Genomic DNA, 17,941 nt, shown 5'->3' on the forward strand with positions numbered 1-17,941 from the left:
GACGCGGGCGCCGCGCGCTGCTCCGGCCGACGCGCCGGCGAACCATTCCCCGATGCCATCGGCCTTGGCGCCGATCCTCGCCAACCCGCGCCGATGCTGGCGATCGCGGGGCCAGGGCTTGCTGTGCGCCGTCCGCCGCGCCGCTTTCGTGCGCCCTGTGGAGCGGGGCTGTCCCTGATCCATGTCGTCGCCGCTCCGCCCCTGCGGATCGGGTGGTCCCCACCACGATGGGGGCCTCGCTTTTTCAAAAACGAGGCTCAACAATCCGCCACATTCCGTCGCATCCGTTGCGATGCGGACCACAGGCAAGGGGATGACGAATGATGGCCAAAGGCCTGATGGCAGCCGGGCTGCTCGCCGCGTCGATCGCGGCGGTGGCGCAGGTGCCTTACGTGTTCAGCTACAACCCGGGACCCACCCGCGGCACGAAATGGATGGCCAAGGCCTCCGATGGCCATGCCGAGGGCTCGGCCTCGGTGGTGGCGTCGTCGCCGCGTCCGGTGTGGGCGCGGGTCTGCTACACGATCGGTCCGTCCGACAGCACCGTGTCCGTCTACGCGCAGACCCGCAACGAGGAGCCGCGCGCCTTCGAGATCGCCTGGGGCGGCTGCAGCGATGTCTTCGGCACCAGCATCTGGATCGGCAACCCGCATGGCCAGCCGGTCGGCGGCCATTACGGCGTCGCGCCCGCCACCCCGCTCGACTGATCACCCCGTTTCCCAGACCCGGCCGGTCGGGCCGACCGGGTCGTGTCCGTCGTTGTTGTTTCCGCTCGTCCTGAGACGTCCTTAGAAAAACTGGAGGATCCCATGCTCGCCACTCCCCGCTCCACTTCCGTGTCCGGCTTCGCGCTGAAGTCGGCCCTGCTGCTGTCCCCGCTGCTGCTCGCGGGTTGCCTGGCCACCGCGCCGACGATGGGCGAGAACAAGGGCACCGTCTCCGGCGCCGCTGGCGGCGCGACCGCCGAGAACCAGAACAGCAAGCTCGAGCATTGCGACGAGACGCTGGGCACGCTGGCGATCTTCGAGGACACCAACGCCCCCTGGTGGTCGCAGCTGCGTGACCGCCAGCTGGGCTCCACGGTGCCGGTGCTGCGCCTGATGGTCCAGCAGTCCAACTGCTTCGTGATCGTGGAGCGCGGCAAGGCCTTCGCCAACATGGAGCGCGAGCGGGCGCTGATGCAGTCGGGCGAGGTTCGTGCCGGCAGCAACTTCGGCCAGGGCCAGATGGTCGCCGCCGACTACACGATGAGCCCCGAGATCCAGTTCGCCGGCAAGACCGGCGGTGGTGGCGGTGGCATCGGCACCGGCGCGATCGGGCTGCTGACCGCGGTCGCGGCCAACGTCAGCCAGAACGAGGCCTCCACGACGCTGCTGCTGGTGGACAACCGCTCCGGCGTGCAGATCTCGGCGGCGGAGGGCACGGCCAAGAACTTCGACTTCGGCTTCGGCGGTGCCAGCTTCTTCAGCAACACCGCCATCGCTGGCGGCGCCTACGGCAAGACGCCGGCGGGCAAGGTCATCGTGACCGCCTTCGCGGACTCGTACAACCAGATGGTCAAGGCGCTGCGCAACTACAAGGCGCAGCAGGTCAAGGGTGGCCTGGGCACCGGCGGTCGACTTGGCGTGCAGGGCGGCTCGACCGCGGCGTCGAAGGAACTGGACCAGCCCGCCGCACCGAAGGCCGCGCCGAAGCCGGCGGCCAAGCCCGCGGCGAAGAAGCCGGCGACCTCGGGCACGACCGGGACGACCGGGAAGTAACTCGCCCTCACCCCAACCCTCTCCCACTTCGCGGGAGAGGGGGCCATGCCGGGGACTCCCGCCACCGCGCGGGAGACGCGGCGTGCCTCAGCGCTGCTCGATCTCGGCGCGCAGGCGCTCTTCCTGCTCGCGCAATTCCGGGGTGAAGGCTTCGCCGAAGTCCTCGGCCTCGAAGATCTGGCGGATCTCGATGTCCGAGTCGCCCGTCTGCGGATTCGGGCACTTCTTGACCCACTCGATCGCCTCCTGCAGCGAGGCGCACTCCCAGATCCAGAAGCCGGCGATCAGCTCCTTGGTTTCGGCGAACGGACCGTCGGTGACGGTGCGGGACTCCCCGGAGAAGCGCACCCGCACGCCCTTGCGGCTCGGATGCAGCCCTTCGCCCGACTTCATGATGCCGGCCTTGACGAGTTGCTCGTTGTACGCGCCCATCGCGGCGAGCAGTTCGGTGCTGGGCATCTCGCCCGCTTCGCTGTGGCTGTCGGCCTTGACGATGACCATGAATCGCATGACGTGCTCCTGAATGCGCCCCGGCGGGACGCTGAAAGTGGATGAGGGTGGACGACCATGGCCGTCTCACCCTCATGACGTCTGGCGCCGCCGGATTTCGACAGGCGCCGCGAAATTTCCCCGTGCCCCTCAGGCCGCCAGCAGTTGCCGCAGCACGTAGGGCAGGATGCCGCCGTGGCGGTAGTACTCGACCTCGATCGGCGTGTCGATGCGCAGGATCAGCGGCACGCGGCGCTCGGCGGCGCCGGCGGCACGGATGATCAGCGTCGCTTCCGATTGCGGCCGGATCTCGTTGCCCAGCTCGATGTCGATGAGCTCGTCGCCCTTCAGCCCCAGCGATTCCCAGGAATCGCCCGGACGGAACTGCAGCGGCAGCACGCCCATGCCGACCAGGTTGGAGCGGTGGATGCGCTCGAAGCTCTTGGCCACCACCGCCTTGATGCCCAGCAGCTGCGTGCCCTTGGCCGCCCAGTCCCGGCTGGAGCCGGTGCCGTATTCCTCGCCGGCGAAGATCACCGTCGGGGTACCGGCGGCGATGTAGCGCATCGCGGCGTCGTAGATGAACAGCTTCTCGCCGCCGGGCTGGAACAGCGTCAGCCCGCCTTCCTCGCGCGCACCGTCCGGCTTGGCCGGGATCATCAGGTTCTTGATCCGGACGTTGGCGAAGGTGCCGCGCATCATGACCTCATGGTTGCCGCGGCGCGAGCCGTAGCTGTTGAAGTCGGCCTTGAGCACGCCTTGCTCCTTCAGGTAGCTGCCCGCGGGCGACGCTTCCTTGATCGAGCCGGCGGGCGAGATGTGGTCGGTGGTGATCGAGTCGCCGAACAGTGCCATGATGCGCGCGTCCCGCACGCCGATCTCCTGCGCCTGCGGGATCTGCGTGAAGCCGCTGAAGAAGGGCGGCTGCGCGATGTAAGTGCTGCGCGGCCAGCCGTAGACCTGGCCGGTGCCGCCGGTGATCTTCTTCCAGAGCTCGCCCGGCTCGGCCTTGACCTTGCCGTAGTTGGCCCGGTACGCGTCGGGATTGAGCGCGAGCTTGAGCAGCGCGTAGATCTCGTCGCTGGTGGGCCAGATGTCGCCCAGGTAGACCGCCCGGCCGTCGGTGCCATGGCCGACCGGCTCGGTCATCAGGTCGCGGGTCACGTTGCCGGCGATCGCGTAGGCCACCACCAGCGGCGGGCTGGCCAGGAAGTTGGCCTTGATGTTGGGATGGATGCGCGCCTCGAAGTTGCGGTTGCCCGACAGCACCGCGGCGCAGACCAGGTCGTTGCCGGTGATGGCCTCGTTGATCTCCGGCGTCAGGTCGCCGGCGTTGCCGATGCAGGTCGTGCAGCCGTAGGCGGCGACGGTGAAGCCCAGCTGCTCCAGGTAGGGCAGCAGGCCGGCCTTCTCCAGGTACTCGGTGACGATGCGCGAGCCCGGCGCCAGCGAGGTCTTGATGTGCGGCTGCACCTTCAGGCCAGCCTCGACCGCCTTCTTGGCCAGCAGACCGGCGGCCAGCAGCACGCTCGGGTTGGAGGTGTTGGTGCAGGAGGTGATCGCCGCGATCAGCACGTCGCCGTTGGCGATCGACAGGCCCTTCTGGGCGCCGCCCAGCGGGAAGCGCTGGTGCAGCTTGGCGGCCGGCTGGTTGAAGCCGTTGTCGGCCACCGGCTTGCTGTACAGCGAGGTGAAGGTCTTGGCCAGGTCGGTGATGACGATGCGGTCCTGCGGGCGCTTGGGGCCGGCCAGCGAGGGCACGACGCTGCCCAGGTCCAGCGAGACGACCTGGCTGAAGCGGATGTCGCCCGCCTTGGGGATGCCGAACAGGCCCTGCGCGCGGAAGTAGCTCTCGAAGGCCTCGATCTCCTCGGTCGTGCGGCCGGTGCCCTTGAAGTAGTCGATGGTGCGCTCGTCGACCGGGAAGAAGCCCATCGTCGCGCCGTATTCCGGCGCCATGTTGCCGATGGTGGCGCGGTCGGGCACGGACAGCGAGGCGGTGCCCTCGCCGAAGAACTCGACGAACTTGCCCACCACCTTGGCCTTGCGCAGGATCTCGGTGACCGTCAGCACCAGGTCCGTGGCGGTGACGCCCTCGCGCAGGCGGCCGGTGAGCTCGAAACCGACCACGTCCGGCGTCAGGAAGTAGACCGGCTGGCCGAGCATGCCGGCCTCGGCCTCGATGCCGCCGACGCCCCAGCCGACGACGCCGATGCCGTTGATCATCGTCGTGTGGCTGTCGGTGCCGACCAGCGTGTCGGGGTAGTAGACGGTGCCGGCGCCGCCGCCGGTCTTGTTGTCGGTCTTGTGGACGCCGCGGGCGAGGTATTCCAGGTTGACCTGGTGGACGATGCCGAAGCCCGGGGGCACGACGCCGAAGGTGTCGAAGGCCTGCATGCCCCACTTCATGAATTCATAGCGCTCGCGGTTGCGCTCGAACTCCAGCTTCATGTTCAGGTCCAGCGCCTGCTTGTCGCCGAAGTGGTCGATCATGACCGAGTGGTCCACCACCAGGTCGACCGGCACCAGCGGCTCGATCGTCTTGGGGTTCTTGCCCTGCGCCTGGGCGACGTTGCGCATCGCGGCCAGGTCGGCCAGCAGCGGCACGCCGGTGAAGTCCTGCAGCACCACGCGGGCCACGACGAAAGGGATCTCCTCGTTGCGCGGCGCATTGGGCTGCCAGTTGGCGAGCTGCTCGACATGCTCGGCGGTGACGCGCTTGCCGTCGCAGTTGCGCAGCACCGACTCGAGCACCAGCCGGATCGACACCGGCAGCTGGTTCACGTTGGGAAAGCGCTCGGCCAACCGGGGCAGCGAGTAGTACTTGCCGCTCTTGCCTGACGCGGTCTTGAAGCTGGCGACGGTGTTGGCGAATGCATGGGGCATGGCTCACTCCTTGGCGTTTCTTGGCTGGTGGTCCTGGCGCGGTCCCGGGACCCGGGGCCAGACGGGTTTCTCTCGGGCGATGGGGGCTGATTGTGGCCCTGGCCGACGGGCTTGTGATGACTCCTTTGGGCGAGGGTGTGCGAGGGCGCAACGAGCGCGCGAGGGCCCCCCGCCGGAGGGTGCCGGGCATGCCGATTGCAGCAATGCCCCCAATCCGGGCGGGGGGTGCCGGTTTGGCTAATATCCCCCGACGACTCCAGGCCGCCAGCTCGCGAGGGCGCGCAAGAACTGACCCCGCGGCGCTTCCGACCAGCATGCTTTCGTGGTTTCGGACGAGGACTCGCATGGATCAGGAACTGTTGTCCCCCACCTCGGCGGCCGCCGCCCGCGCGGCCGAGGTCATCGCCGGCGTGTCGGGCACGCCGCCGCTGCCGCCCGCCGGACTGACGCTGCTGCAGCGTCTGTTCTGCGCCTACCCCGGCAGCATGGGGCTGCGGCAGGGCCACTGGACCACGCGGCTGGGCCGGCAGGCCCATCAGCCGCCCGAGTTCACCCTGGTCCTGAACGAGCCGACGGCGCTGCGCCGGCTGCTGCTGGGCCGCGATCCGCTGCGCTTCGCCGAGGCCTACTTCACCCAGCAGATCGACGTGGAGGGCGACTTCTTCGCCGCGCTGCAGCTCAAGGACCACCTGCCGGAGCTGACCCTGTCCTGGAGCGACCGCCTGCGGCTGGCGGTCCGCCTGCTGGCGCCGCCGCCCGGCGCCGCTGACGCGGAACTGCGCGCCGATGGCGTGCGTCGCCACACCCGGGCCGAGAACAAGGCCGCCATCGCCTTCCATTACGACCTGTCCAACGACTTCTACGCGCTCTGGCTGGACCCGGCGATGGTCTATTCCTGCGCCTATTACGAAACCGAGGACACCAGCCTGGCCCAGGCCCAGTGGGCCAAGCTGGACCACATCTGCCGCAAGCTGCGGCTGCAGCCCGGCGAGGAGCTGCTGGACATCGGCTGCGGCTGGGGCGCGCTGGTGATGCATGCGGCGCGTCATTACGGCGTGAAGGCCACCGGCATCACCCTGTCCGAGCGGCAACTCGCGCTGGCCCGCCAGCGCATCGAAGCCGCCGGCCTGCAGGGGCAGGTGGAGGTGCGTCTGTGCGACTACCGGGACATGAGCGGGCAGTTCGACAAGGTGTCCAGCGTCGGCATGTTCGAACACGTGGGGCTCAAGAACCTGCCGACCTACTTCGGCAGCGTGCATCGGCTGCTCAAGCCCGGCGGGCTGTTCCTGAACCATGGCATCACCCATGAGGAGGACGGATGGGGGCAGGCGCTGTCGTCCAAGTTCATCAACCGTTATGTCTTCCCGGACGGCGAGCTGGACCGGGCCAGCAATGTGATGCGGGTGATGGAACAGCAGCAGTTCGAGCTCCATGACGTCGAGGGACTGCGGATGCACTACGCGCGCACGCTGCGCGCCTGGGTGGCCAAGCTCGAGGAGGGGCATGAGCAGGCGCTGCAGTACGTCGACGAGGCGCACTACCGGATCTGGCGGCTGTACATGGCCGCGTCGGCGCTCGAATTCGAGACTGGCGAGCTGGGCCTGTATCAGATCCTGGCCAGCAAGCGCGACGGCGGGCCGGCGCCGGTTCCGCTAACGCGGCGCTACATGTACGAGCCGAGGTAGGGGATCTCCGATCAGCGACCGGCGGTCGACCCGGCTGTCAAGCCCCAGGGGGCTCGCCGGCGGCGCAGCTGTGGCGCGACGGCACGGCTCCCCGTTCCGAGGGAGAACCGGCGTTGACCCCGCCCGGCATGGCGCGCAAGATGCCCCGCCATGGGGATCCGTCATGATGAAGTCAGGCGCTGGCGGACGGCGATCGAGCGGGGCGCCTTCGGCGTCTGGGACTTGAATCCGCCGCTGGAGCTGGTGCATTACTCGCCGCGCTGGAAGGAACACCTGGGCTTTCCGCATCCGGAGCAACCGGACAGCACCGCGTTCTGGCGCTGCCGCGTCCATCCCGAGGACCTCGAGCCGATGATGCTGGCGCTGCGCGCGCATTTCGACGGCTTCACCGACACCTACGAGCAACGCTTCCGGCTGCGCAGCAATGGCTCGGGCTACCGGGCGGTGCTGTCGCGGGGGAGGGTGGTCCAGCGGGATCACCGGGGCAACGTGCTCCGGATGCTGGGCACGATGGTCGACCTGACCGAGCGTCCGGTGACGCCCTACGACGACCGCTTCCTGGGCGAGCACCTGTCGCCCGCGGCGCTGGGCTGCACGCCGTTCCACGCACTGCTGGGCGTGCCCGCGACCGACGCGGCCCCGTATGACCCGCGGCGCGACGATGACGCGGCCCAGTTGCTGGACCAGGTGGCGGAGATCCTCGCGGCATCGTTCAGGCAGGCGACCTGCGGCGCATGAGCGGCATCTGCGTTTTGTCGACAATCGCGCGCACATAATCGCAGCCTTGTCTTCCCGCCCTTGCCGCCGCCATGCCGCTGACCAATCAGGAAATCTACGAGCGCATCTACACCGCGATCAGCGAACGGCGGCTGCTGCCCGGGACCAAGCTGAATGAGGAACGCCTGGCCAGCGCCTTCCAGGCCAGCCGCACGCGCATCCGCGAAGTGCTGAACCGGCTCAGCCAGGAACTGGTGATCGACCTGCACCTGAACCGGGGCGCGTTCGTCGCCAGCCCGACGCCGCGCGACCTCAGCGATGTCTTCGCCATGCGCCGCGCCGTGGAGCGCGCCGTGGCCGCGCAGCTGAGCGCCGAACTGGCGGGGACCGCCGGCCAGTCGCAGCTGGCGGCGATGCGCCAGCACCTCGCGCACGAGGCCGATGCCCGCGCCGCCGGCGATCGCGCGGCGCTGGCGCAACTGACGGGCGCCTTCCACCTCCGCTTGGCGGAATGCACCGAGAACCGGTTGTTCATCGACACCGTGCGCCGCCTGGTGGCGCTGACCGGCCTGGCGATCGCGCAGTACGACGCGCTGGCGTCCAGCGCCTGCCCCGATCACGAACACGACGACATCGTGGCCGCCATCGAGAGCGGCGATGCGCGCCGTGCCGAGCGCCTGATGCTGGAGCACCTGGCGCACGTCGAGCAGGGCATCCGTCCCCCGGCCGAAACGGCGGGCGAAATGGACTTCCGCCAGATCTTCCAGCTCGAGCCCGAGGCGCCGGCCCGCGGCGCCAAGCCCCGTCGCAAGTCCGCGGCCAAGGCGTGATCGCCGCCCTCCGCGCCTAGGCCGTGCGGTCCTGGCCGAAACCGGCGGCCCATCCGGTCCAGCGCTTGGCGAGCGGCGGCGCGTAGTCGCCGCCCTTGGCGGTTCGCAGCCGCAGGGCCGACAGGGCCTCGGCCAGCTTCACCGCCACCGCGAGTCCGTCGATCACCGGCACCTCCAGACGCCTTTGCAGTTCCTCGCACAGCGAGGCCATCCCGGCGCAGCCCAGCACGATGGCCTCGCTGCGATCGCGCGCCAGGGCCACGCGCGAGGCCGCCTCGATCCGCGCCAGCGTGGCCTCGTCGCACGACTCCAGCGACAGTACCTCGATGTCGGTGCCGTGGATGCCGCGGCAGGTCGACTCGCAGCCATAACGACGCACCAGCCGCTCGGCGATCACGCAGGTGCGCGTCATCGTCGTCACGACCGAGAACCCCGTCGCCACGATGGACGCGGCCTGGAAGGCCGCCTCCGCGATGCCCAGCACCGGCCCGGGCAGCGCCTCGCGCGCCGCGTCCAGTCCGGGGTCGCCGAAGCAGGCGATCACGGTGGCGTCGAAGCCCTCCCGCGCCGCCAGCAGCGCCTGCTCCGCCACGCCCGCCGCGCCGAAGGCGTCGTCGAGATGCCCCTCGATCGACACCGGCCCGAAGCTGGGGCACCGGGCCACGACCTCGGTGCCCGACGCGGCCACCGCCCGGGCCGCTTCCTCGATGCCGCGGGTCATCGGCAGCGAGGTGTTGGGGTTGATCAGCAGTAGCTTCATTGGGGCTCTCCGCACCGGCAAGGTGCTTTTTGCATGCAGTTGGTGCAGCTTCAAGTCGACAACAGAGTCGATGATATGGCACAGCTTATGCATACAAAAATCCCATGACGACTGCACGCAACGATCTGGAACTGATTGCGCTGACCAAGCGATATGGCGATGCCACCGCGGTGGCCGGCATCGATCTGCGCATTGCGGGTGGCAGCTACTGCTGCCTGCTGGGGCCGTCGGGCTGCGGCAAGACCAGCACCCTGCGCATGATCGCGGGCCATGAGGTGCCGACCGAGGGCCACGTCCTGCTGTCGGGTCGCGAGATCACCCCGCTGTCGCCGGCGGAGCGCGGCACCGCGATGATGTTCCAGAGCTACGCGCTGTTTCCCCACCTGAGCGTGCTGGACAACGTCGCCTTCAGCGCGCGCATGAAGGGCCAGCCGAAGGCTGAGCGCGAGGCGCGTGCGCGCGAGTTGCTCGAGCTGGTCCACATGACGCCCTATGCGGCGCGCCTGCCCGCCGCGCTCTCGGGTGGTCAGCAACAGCGCGTCGCGCTGGCCCGTGCGCTGATGATGCAGCCGCGCGTGCTGCTGCTGGACGAGCCGCTGTCGGCGCTCGATCCCTTCCTGCGCGTGCGCATGCGCGCCGAACTCAAGCGCTGGCATCGCGAGCTCGGCATGAGCTTCGTGCACGTCACCCACTCGCAGGAGGAAGCCCTGGCGCTGGCGGACCTCGTCGTCGTCATGAACCAGGGCCGCATCGAGCAGGCCGGCCCGCCGCGAGCGGTGTTCGAGCGGCCCCGCACCGAATTCGTCGCGCGCTTCATCGGCGCCCACAACGTGATGGAGACCCCGGCGGGCAAGGTCGCGGTGCGCTGCGACCGGGTGCTCGTCGGCCGCGGCGGCGCGACCGGAGAAGCGGCCATGCCGGCCACCGTGCTCGACGTCGAATACCAGGGCAGCCAGGTGCTGGTCCATCTGGGCGCCGACAACCGTCGCGAGCTCGATGCGGCGGCGGGTCCCGACTGGACCGCCGCGATGAGCGACAGCCAGTTCCATGCGAGTCCGCTGAACCCCGGCGACCGCGCCACGATGCGTTGGCTCGCGGCCGACGTCCATGTGCTCGAGGCCTGAGCCGCCCGAGCCCCGATCACCGATCCCAGCAACTTTCTTGAGGAGCCGCCTGATGACCACCCGCCGCCAATTGCTGAAGACCGCCGGTGCCGCCACCGTCGCTGGTGCCGGCACGATGGGCTTCCCGTTCGTGCATGCCCAGGCCAAGCCCGTCCTGCGCTACCTCGGCACGGCGGTGAACCAGGACAAGGCGATCGCCGAGAAGTTCGAGGCCGACACCGGCATCAGGATCCAGTACATCGCCGTGACGACCGATGACGTGTCCAAGCGCGCGGTGACCGCGCCCAACAGCTTCGACCTGATCGACACCGAGTACTTCAGCCTCAAGAAGATCCTGCCGACCGGCAACCTGCAGGGCATCGATGCCCGGCGGATCAGGAACGCCGACCGGATCACGCCGCTGTTCACGCGCGGCGAGGTCGGCGGCAGGAAGGTCGGCGACCAGGGCACGGCGCCGAAGAAGGTCATGTACCTGGAGAAGCCCGACGCGAAGACCTTCGCCGCCGCGCCCACGCAGTACATGACGCTGATCCCCACCGTCTACAACGCGGACACGCTGGGCATCCGGCCCGACCTGATCAAGCGTCCGATCGAGAGCTGGAAGGAGCTGCTGAACCCCGAGTTCAAGGGCAAGGCGGCGATCCTGAACATCCCGTCGATCGGCATCATGGACGCGGCGATGGTGGTCGAGGCGGCGGGCCTCTACAAGTATCCGGACAAGGGCAACATGACCCGCAAGGAGATCGACCTCACGATCAGGACGCTGATCGAGGCCAAGCGCGCCGGCCAGTTCCGCGCGCTGTGGAAGGACTTCAACGAGAGCGTCAACCTGATGGCCTCCGGCGAGGTGGTGATCCAGTCGATGTGGAGCCCGGCGGTCACCGCCGTGCGCACCAAGGGCATCGCCTGCAACTTCCAGCCGCTGAAGGAGGGTTATCGCGCCTGGGCCGCCGGCTTCGGCGTGCCCAGGACGCTCAAGGGCCGGCAACTGGACGCCGCCTACGAGTTCATCAACTGGTTCCTCGACGGTTGGGCCGGGGCCTACCTGAATCGCCAGGGTTACTACAGCGCGGTGCTGGACACCGCCAAGGCCCAGATGGCGCCCTACGAGTGGGCGTACTGGATGGAAGGCAAGGCGGCCGAGAAGGACATCAAGAGCCCCGGTGGCGACTTGCTGGCCAAGGCCGGCGAGAAGCGGGACGGTGGCAGCTACGAGCAGCGCATGGGCGGCATCGCCTGCTGGAACGCGATCATGGACGAGAACGCGTACATGGTGCAGAAGTGGAACGAGTTCGTTGCGGCGTGACGGCGCGATGAAACCGCAGATCTCCGCGTGGCTGCAGGCCGGCCCGCTGGCGGCCGTGTTCGCGCTGTTCTTCGTCGTGCCGCTGGTGCTGGTGGTGGTCGTGAGCTTCTGGCAGGCGACCGACTACGAACTGATCCCGGCCTTCACGACGCAGGCCTATGCCGACGTGTTCCGGGGCTGCGCGGACACGTCGGAGCTGTGCGTCACGCTGAAGACCTATGGCTCGACGCTGAAGTTCGCGGTCCTGACCTGGGCCCTGACGCTGGCGATCGGCTTCACGATCGCCTACTTCCTGGCTTTCCATGTCCGCACGACGCTGATGCAGACGGTGCTGTTCCTCGTCTGCACCGTGCCGTTCTGGACCAGCAACGTGATCCGGATGATCTCGTGGATCCCGCTGCTGGGGCGCAACGGCCTGGTCAACCAGACGCTGCTTGCCACCGGTGCGGTGGACCGGCCCGTGGAGTGGCTGCTGTTCTCGGACTTCTCGGTCGTGCTGGCGTTCGTGCACCTCTACACGATGTTCATGATCGTGCCGATCTTCAACTCGATGATGCGCATCGACCGCGCGCTGATCGAGGCCGCGCGCGACTCGGGCGCGAGCGCCTGGCAGACGATCCGGCATGTCGTGATGCCGCTGTCCAGGACCGGCATCCTGATCGGCTCGATCTTCATCCTGGCGCTGGTCATGGGCGACTTCGTGACGGTGGGCGTGATGGGCGGCCAGCAGATCGCCTCGGTCGGCAAGACCATCCAGGTGCAGGCGGGCTACCTGCAGTTCCCGGCCGCCGCGGCCAATGCCGTGGTGCTGCTGGCCGTGGTCCTGCTGATGATCGCCGCGCTGATGCGGCTGGTCGACCTGAGACGGGAGCTCTGAGATGAGCGATGCCACGCGGCGCCCCGGCGCCTTCTTCGCGCTCGCCGCCTTCTTCGGGCTCTTCGTGCTGTTCCTCTACGGGCCGATGATCGCGATCGTCGCGCTCAGCTTCCAGGGCCCGGAGGGCGGCCTGACCTTCCCGCTGCGCGGCTGGTCGCTGCATTGGTTCGCGAAGCTCTGGGAAGGGATCGGCGTGGTCGACATCGGCGGCGCGTTCCGCCGGTCGCTGGCGCTGGGCGGCGTCGTGATGGCGCTGACGGTGCTGTTGTCGCTGCTGGCCGGGCTCGCCTACCGCAAGCGGTTGCCGGGCGGGACGGTGCTGTTCTATGCGGTGGTGGCCAGCCTGATCATGCCGTCGATCATCGTGTCGCTGGGCATCGGGCTGGCCTTCCGGCTGCTGGATGGTGGCATCAGGACCGTACTGGAGGGACTGGGCTCGAGCTGGGCCGACGACTACGGGACGGCGCTGGGCCTGTTCACCTCGGGCCTGGGGGCGCAGCTGACCTGGACGCTGCCGTTCGGGCTGCTGATCATGTTCGCGGTGTTCAACCGCTTCGACCGGGCCTACGAGGAAGCGGCGCGCGACCTCGGCGCGACGCGGTGGCAGGCCTTTCGCCATGTCGTGCTGCCGCTGATCGCCCCGAGCCTGGTGGGGGTCGGCATGTTCGGCTTCACGCTGAGCTGGGACGAGATCGCGCGCTCCTCGCAGACGATGGGCGACCTGAACACGCTGCCGATGGAGCTGCAAGGCCTGACGACGACGGTGACCACGCCGGTCATCTATGCGCTCGGCACGGTGACGACCGTGGTTTCCTTCGTGGTGATCGGGCTGGCGCTCGCGGTGGCGTGGGGGATGCGGCGGCGGAGTGTCCGACGTCGGTGAGCCGCTCGCGTCGACCTCAAGTCACCGGCGCCGGATTGAACAGCACCAGCGCATTGGCCAGCCGGTGCTGTTCCGCCCACGTCTTCCTGCCCGAGGCGACGTCCAGCATCATCCGGAACATCTCCCAGCCCATCTCCTCGATGGACTTCTCGCCATCGGCGATCTGCCCGGCATTGAGGTCCATCAGGTCATGCCAGCGCCGCGCCAGGTCGCTGCGCGTGGCGACCTTGATCACCGGGCACTCCGCCAGGCCGTAGGGCGTGCCGCGGCCGGTGGTGAACACATGCAGGTTCATGCCCGCGGCCAGCTGCAGCGTGCCGCAGATGAAGTCGCTGGCCGGCGTCGCCGCGTAGATCAGCCCGCGCTGGTCGCGCGCCAGCTTGTCGCCCGGCGACAGCACGCCCGAGATCGCCGAGCTGCCGCTCTTCACGATCGATCCCATCGCCTTCTCGACGATGTTGGACAAGCCACCCTTCTTGTTGCCCGGCGTCGTGTTGGCGCTGCGGTCCACGCTGCCGCGCCGCAGGTAGGCGTCGTACCACGCCATCTCGCGCACCATCGCCTCCGCCACTTCCGGCGTGCTCGCGCGCGAGGTCAGCTGCGCGATGCCGTCCCGCACCTCGGTGTTCTCGCTGAACATCACCGTCGCGCCCGCACGCACCAGCAGGTCGGCGCAGAAGCCCACCGCCGGATTGGCCGTCACGCCGGAGAACGCGTCGCTGCCGCCGCACTGGACGCCGACCACCAGCTCCGACGCGGGCACCGTCTCGCGGAGGCGCGCGTTCAGGCGCTCCAGATGCACCTTCGCCTGCGCCATGACCGAGTCGATCATCGACATGAAGCCCACATGCTTCGCATCCTGCAGGCAGACCACGTCGAGCGCATCGCCCTGGGCATCGGCCGCGCCGGCGCCGCCGCGCTGGTCGGCGATCGGGATCACTCCGGGCGGCATCAGCCGCTCCGGCTGCAGCTTCTCGCAGCCCAAGCTCACGACCATCACCTCGCCGCCGAAGTTGGGATTGAGGCTGATGTTGCGCACGGTGCGGATCGGGATGACCGCGTCGGGCGCGTCGATCGCGACGCCGCAGCCGTAGGTGTGCGCCAGCCCGACGACGTCGTCGACATGGGGGTACCTGGGCAGCAGCTCGCGCTTGATGCGCTCGACCGCGAACTCGACGACGCCCGCGACGCATTGCACCGTCTGCGTGATCGCCAGGATGTTGCGCGTGCCCACCGAGCCGTCGGCGTTGCGGTAGCCCTGGAAGGTGTAGCCCGTCAGCGGCTCCCGCGTCGGCGCCGGCACCGTGGCCATCGGCAGGCCCTCGAGCTCGCGCGCCGGCGGCATGCGCAGCACCCGCTCGTGCACCCAGCTGCCGGCCGGGATGTCCTGCAGCGCGTAGCCGATCGGCACGTTGTAGCGCAGCACGGCGGTGTCGGCCGGCAGGTCCACCAGCGCGACCTTGTGGCCCTGCGGCACGTGGTGGCGCAGCACCAGGCCGGAGGGCAGCACCGTGCCCTCGGGCAATCCGCCGTCGTTGGCGACGATGGCGACGTTGTCGGCCTCGTGCATCTGCAGGGTCAGCGGGGAGGTGATCATGGAAGTTCCTGGGTCAGGTCAACCTGGGGCGAGGGCGCGGCGGCCACGCGGCCGCACGCCCGGTGGGTCGGAAGGTCAGACGGGCTTGAGCTCGACACGCTTGATCTCGCCGACGATGAGCAGGTAGCTCAGCACCGCGACCAGCGCATGCGCGCCGACGAAGACCAGCGCGCCGTTGAACGAATGCGTCGTCTGCACGATGTAGCCGATCACGATCGGCGTGACGATGCCGGCGACGTTGCCGAAGGTGTTGAACAGCGCGCCCGACAGGCCGGCGATCTCCTTGGGCGAGGTGTCCGACACCACCGCCCAGCCCAGCGCGCCCAGCCCCTTGCCGAAGAAGGCCAGCGCCATGATGCCGACGACGACCGCCTCGATGCCCACGTAGTTGCACGCGATCATCGAGGTCGACAGCAGCATGCCCACCACGATCGGCAGCTTGCGGGCGAAGGTCAGCGAGTGGCCGCGGCGCAGCAGCCAGTCCGAGATCACGCCGCCCAGCACGCCGCCGGCGAAGCCGCAGATCGCCGGCAGCGCCGCGACGAAACCGGCATTGAGCAGCGACATGCCCCGCTCCTTGACCAGGTAGATCGGGAACCAGGTGAGGAAGAAGTAGGTGAGCACGTTGACGCAGTACTGCGCGAGGTAGACGCCCATCAGCATGCGGTTGGCCAGCAGCTGCTTCAGGTAGCCGAGCCGGGGACCCGCGACCCGCGCGGCCCGCGAGGCCCGCGAGGCCCGCGAGGCCTTGTCCGAGCCCGACAGCAAGGCGCCGCCGGCCTCGATGTACTCGCGCTCCGCGGCGCTGATGGACGGATGCTCGGCCGGGCTGTTGTGCATCGTGCGCATCCACAGCACGCTCATCAGGATGCCCAGGCCGCCCATGAAGTAGAAGACCTCGGACCAGCCGATCGCATGCACGATCCACGCCATGATCGGCGCGAACAGCACGGTGGCGAAGTACTGCGCGGAGTTGAAGATCGCCGACGCCGTGCCGCGTTCCTTCACCGGGAACCAGGCCGCGACCATGCGGCCGTTGGCCGGGAAGGAGGGCGACTCCGACAGGCCGACCATGAGCCGCATCAGGAACAGCGCCGAGACCGCCAGCGGCAGCCCGAACAGCATCTGGTCCATGCCCATGTGGTGCACGCTGCCCTGCAGCATCGTGAACAGCGACCAGAGCAGGATGCTCCAGGCATAGACCTGCTTGGCGCCGAACTTGTCCAGCAGCCAGCCCCCGGGCAGCTGGCCCAGCACGTAAGACCAGCTGAAGGCCGAGAAGATGAAGCCCATCTGGACCGCGTCGATGCCGAGCTCCTTGGACAGCACCGGGCCGGCGACGCCGACGGTGGCGCGGTCCGCGTAGTTCAGGACCGTCACGACGAAGATCATCGCCAGCACGCCGAAGCGCGCGCGGCCGATGCCGCTCGCGGCGGCGGAGGAGAGGGATAACTGCATGTTGTCTCCGGATCGTATCGAGGGCCGGTCTGCGCCGGCTTGCGTCATGCCATCGGGCGCGCGGGCCTGGACCCGCGCCGCCCTCATGCCTGCATCACAGGTGGATCACGCTTGCGTGTATGCGGTCTTCACCGTCGTGTAGAACTCGGCGGCGTACTTGCCCTGCTCGCGCGGGCCGTGGCTGGAGGCCTTGCGGCCGCCGAAAGGCACGTGGTAATCGACGCCCGCGGTGGGCAGGTTGACCATCACCATGCCGGCCTGCGCGTGGCGCTTGAAGTGGGTCGCGTGCTTGAGCGAGGTGGTGGCGATCCCGGTGGCCAGGCCGAAGGGCGTGTCGTTGGCCAGGGCCAGTGCCTCGTCGTAGTCCTTGGCCTGGATGACGCTCACCACCGGGCCGAAGACCTCTTCCTGGTTGATGCGCATCGCGGGCGCGGTGCCGGTGAAGAGCGCGGGCGTCAGGTAGAAACCGGGCGCGCCCGCGCTGCTGGTGGGCAGTGCCTCGCCGCCGGCGGCCAGCGTCGCGCCCTCGGCCTTGGCGATGGCGATGTACTCGAGGTCCTGCGCCAGCTGGCGTTCGTCGACGACCGGGCCGATGTCGGTGCCGGCTTTACGCGCGTCGTCGACCTTGAGCGCCTTCATGCGCTCGACCACGGCCGCGACGAAGCGGTCATGGATGCCCGCGGTGACGATCAGCCGCGAGGATGCGGTGCAGCGCTGGCCGGTCGAGAAGAAGCCGCTGTTGACCGCGGCGGCGACGGCCACGTCGAGGTTGGCGTCGTCCAGCACGACGAACGGATTCTTGCCGCCCATCTCCAGCTGGAACTTCGCGCCGCGCGCGACGCAGGCGGCGGCGACCCGCTGGCCGGTGGCGACGCTGCCGGTGAAGCTGATCGCGTCGACCTGGCGGTTCTCGAGCAGCTCGGCGCCGACCTCGGCGCCACGGCCCATCACGAGGTTAAAGACGCCGTCGGGCAGGCCGGCGCGCTTCAGGATGTCCGCGAGCTGCCAGGCCGAGCCCGGCACCAGGTCCGCCGGCTTGAGCACGACGCTGTTGCCGAAGGCCAGCGCGGGCGCGATCTTCCAGGCGGGGATCGCGATCGGGAAGTTCCACGGCGTGATCAGGCCCACCACGCCGACCGGCTCGCGCGTGACCTCGACGCCGACGCCCGGGCGCACCGAGGGGATCACCTCGCCGCCGACGCGCAGCGCCTCGCCGGCGAAGAACTTGAAGATGTTGCCGGCGCGCACGACTTCGCCGATCGCCTCGGGCAGCGTCTTGCCTTCCTCGCGGGCCAGCAGGTCGCCGAGCTCGGCCCGGCGCGCCAGGATCTCGGTGCCGGCGGCGTCCAGCACGTCGAAGCGTTGCTGCGGCGTGGACAGGCTCCATCGGCCGAAGGCCGCGCGTGCGGCGGCGATGGCGGCGCGCGCCTGGGCGACGTCGGCCTGCGCGTACTCGCCGATCAGGTCGCGGGTGTCGCTCGGGTTGATGTTGCGGGAGGCGCGGGGACCGTCGACCCACTCGCCGTTGATGAGGTTCTTGAACATGAGGGACTGCTCGTTGCCGGCCGC

Annotated in this window: 15 protein-coding genes; 9 read left to right on the top strand and 6 right to left on the bottom strand. The window is 69.1% G+C overall.

Annotated elements, in window-relative coordinates; all coding sequences use genetic code 11:
- Positions 1-320: 320 nt before the first annotated feature.
- Both ACTJKJ_RS10285 and ACTJKJ_RS10290 read left to right on the top strand, forming a co-directional pair.
- Positions 321-707: a hypothetical protein gene (locus ACTJKJ_RS10285; RefSeq protein ID WP_440820367.1), complete on the top strand. Its 387-nt coding sequence runs from the start codon at positions 321-323 to the stop codon at positions 705-707.
- Positions 708-809: 102 nt separating this feature from the next.
- On the top strand, positions 810-1,760 hold the full coding sequence (locus ACTJKJ_RS10290) for a CsgG/HfaB family protein (RefSeq protein ID WP_297389089.1): 951 nt from the start codon (positions 810-812) through the stop codon (positions 1,758-1,760).
- Positions 1,761-1,847: 87 nt separating this feature from the next.
- On the opposite strand, the gene ACTJKJ_RS10295 is transcribed toward ACTJKJ_RS10290, so the two are convergent.
- On the bottom strand, positions 1,848-2,270 hold the full coding sequence (locus ACTJKJ_RS10295) for a YciI family protein (protein ID WP_091732680.1): 423 nt from the start codon (positions 2,268-2,270) through the stop codon (positions 1,848-1,850).
- 129 nt (positions 2,271-2,399) lie between these two features.
- Positions 2,400-5,135 carry an aconitate hydratase AcnA gene (gene acnA / locus ACTJKJ_RS10300; protein ID WP_183480597.1) on the bottom strand — a complete coding sequence of 912 codons (2,736 nt, stop codon included), beginning with the start codon at positions 5,133-5,135 and terminating at the stop codon, positions 2,400-2,402.
- A gap of 344 nt (positions 5,136-5,479) precedes the next feature.
- On the opposite strand from acnA, the gene ACTJKJ_RS10305 reads away from it, so the two are divergent.
- The 3 genes from ACTJKJ_RS10305 to ACTJKJ_RS10315 all read left to right on the top strand — a co-directional run bounded on the left by ACTJKJ_RS10305 (position 5,480) and on the right by ACTJKJ_RS10315 (position 8,367).
- Positions 5,480-6,820: a class I SAM-dependent methyltransferase gene (locus ACTJKJ_RS10305; protein ID WP_440820368.1), complete on the top strand. Its 1,341-nt coding sequence runs from the start codon at positions 5,480-5,482 to the stop codon at positions 6,818-6,820.
- Positions 6,821-6,970: 150 nt separating this feature from the next.
- On the top strand, positions 6,971-7,558 hold the full coding sequence (locus ACTJKJ_RS10310) for a PAS domain-containing protein (RefSeq protein ID WP_091732693.1): 588 nt from the start codon (positions 6,971-6,973) through the stop codon (positions 7,556-7,558).
- 71 nt (positions 7,559-7,629) lie between these two features.
- Positions 7,630-8,367 carry a GntR family transcriptional regulator gene (locus ACTJKJ_RS10315; protein WP_147240419.1) on the top strand — a complete coding sequence of 246 codons (738 nt, stop codon included), beginning with the start codon at positions 7,630-7,632 and terminating at the stop codon, positions 8,365-8,367.
- 16 nt (positions 8,368-8,383) lie between these two features.
- Here ACTJKJ_RS10315 and ACTJKJ_RS10320 read toward each other — a convergent pair whose 3' ends face one another.
- Complete coding sequence (locus ACTJKJ_RS10320; protein WP_440820369.1) at positions 8,384-9,127, bottom strand: aspartate/glutamate racemase family protein; 744 nt, start codon at positions 9,125-9,127, stop codon at positions 8,384-8,386.
- 104 nt (positions 9,128-9,231) lie between these two features.
- On the opposite strand from ACTJKJ_RS10320, the gene ACTJKJ_RS10325 reads away from it, so the two are divergent.
- From ACTJKJ_RS10325 to ACTJKJ_RS10340, 4 genes are read left to right on the top strand one after another with little or no spacing between them, the layout of a single operon-like run.
- Positions 9,232-10,251 carry an ABC transporter ATP-binding protein gene (locus ACTJKJ_RS10325; protein WP_440820370.1) on the top strand — a complete coding sequence of 340 codons (1,020 nt, stop codon included), beginning with the start codon at positions 9,232-9,234 and terminating at the stop codon, positions 10,249-10,251.
- A gap of 52 nt (positions 10,252-10,303) precedes the next feature.
- Positions 10,304-11,557, top strand: coding sequence for an ABC transporter substrate-binding protein (locus ACTJKJ_RS10330; protein ID WP_440820371.1), 1,254 nt, complete (start codon positions 10,304-10,306; stop codon positions 11,555-11,557).
- A 7-nt stretch (positions 11,558-11,564) separates the two neighbouring features.
- Entirely contained in the window at positions 11,565-12,434 is an 870-nt protein-coding gene (locus tag ACTJKJ_RS10335) for an ABC transporter permease (protein WP_147240423.1), read from the top strand.
- 1 nt (position 12,435) lies between these two features.
- Positions 12,436-13,317 carry an ABC transporter permease gene (locus ACTJKJ_RS10340; RefSeq protein WP_440820372.1) on the top strand — a complete coding sequence of 294 codons (882 nt, stop codon included), beginning with the start codon at positions 12,436-12,438 and terminating at the stop codon, positions 13,315-13,317.
- A 16-nt stretch (positions 13,318-13,333) separates the two neighbouring features.
- Here the strand turns inward: ACTJKJ_RS10340 and garD are convergent, their stop codons facing one another.
- The 3 genes from garD to ACTJKJ_RS10355 form a co-directional block, all read right to left on the bottom strand.
- Positions 13,334-14,914: a galactarate dehydratase gene (garD, locus tag ACTJKJ_RS10345; RefSeq protein WP_440820373.1), complete on the bottom strand. Its 1,581-nt coding sequence runs from the start codon at positions 14,912-14,914 to the stop codon at positions 13,334-13,336.
- A gap of 75 nt (positions 14,915-14,989) precedes the next feature.
- Positions 14,990-16,372 (bottom strand): MFS transporter, encoded by a 1,383-nt coding sequence (locus ACTJKJ_RS10350; RefSeq protein WP_440820374.1) that lies wholly within the window; start codon positions 16,370-16,372, stop codon positions 14,990-14,992.
- A gap of 105 nt (positions 16,373-16,477) precedes the next feature.
- The gene (locus ACTJKJ_RS10355) at positions 16,478-17,917 is read right to left on the bottom strand and encodes an aldehyde dehydrogenase family protein (RefSeq protein ID WP_440820375.1); all 1,440 of its coding nucleotides are present in this window, start codon (positions 17,915-17,917) and stop codon (positions 16,478-16,480) included.
- Between the last annotated feature and the right edge of the window lie 24 nt (positions 17,918-17,941).

Origin of the sequence: Roseateles sp. 22389 (genome assembly GCF_052044995.1) — a bacterium.
Taxonomy (GTDB): domain Bacteria; phylum Pseudomonadota; class Gammaproteobacteria; order Burkholderiales; family Burkholderiaceae_C; genus Roseateles.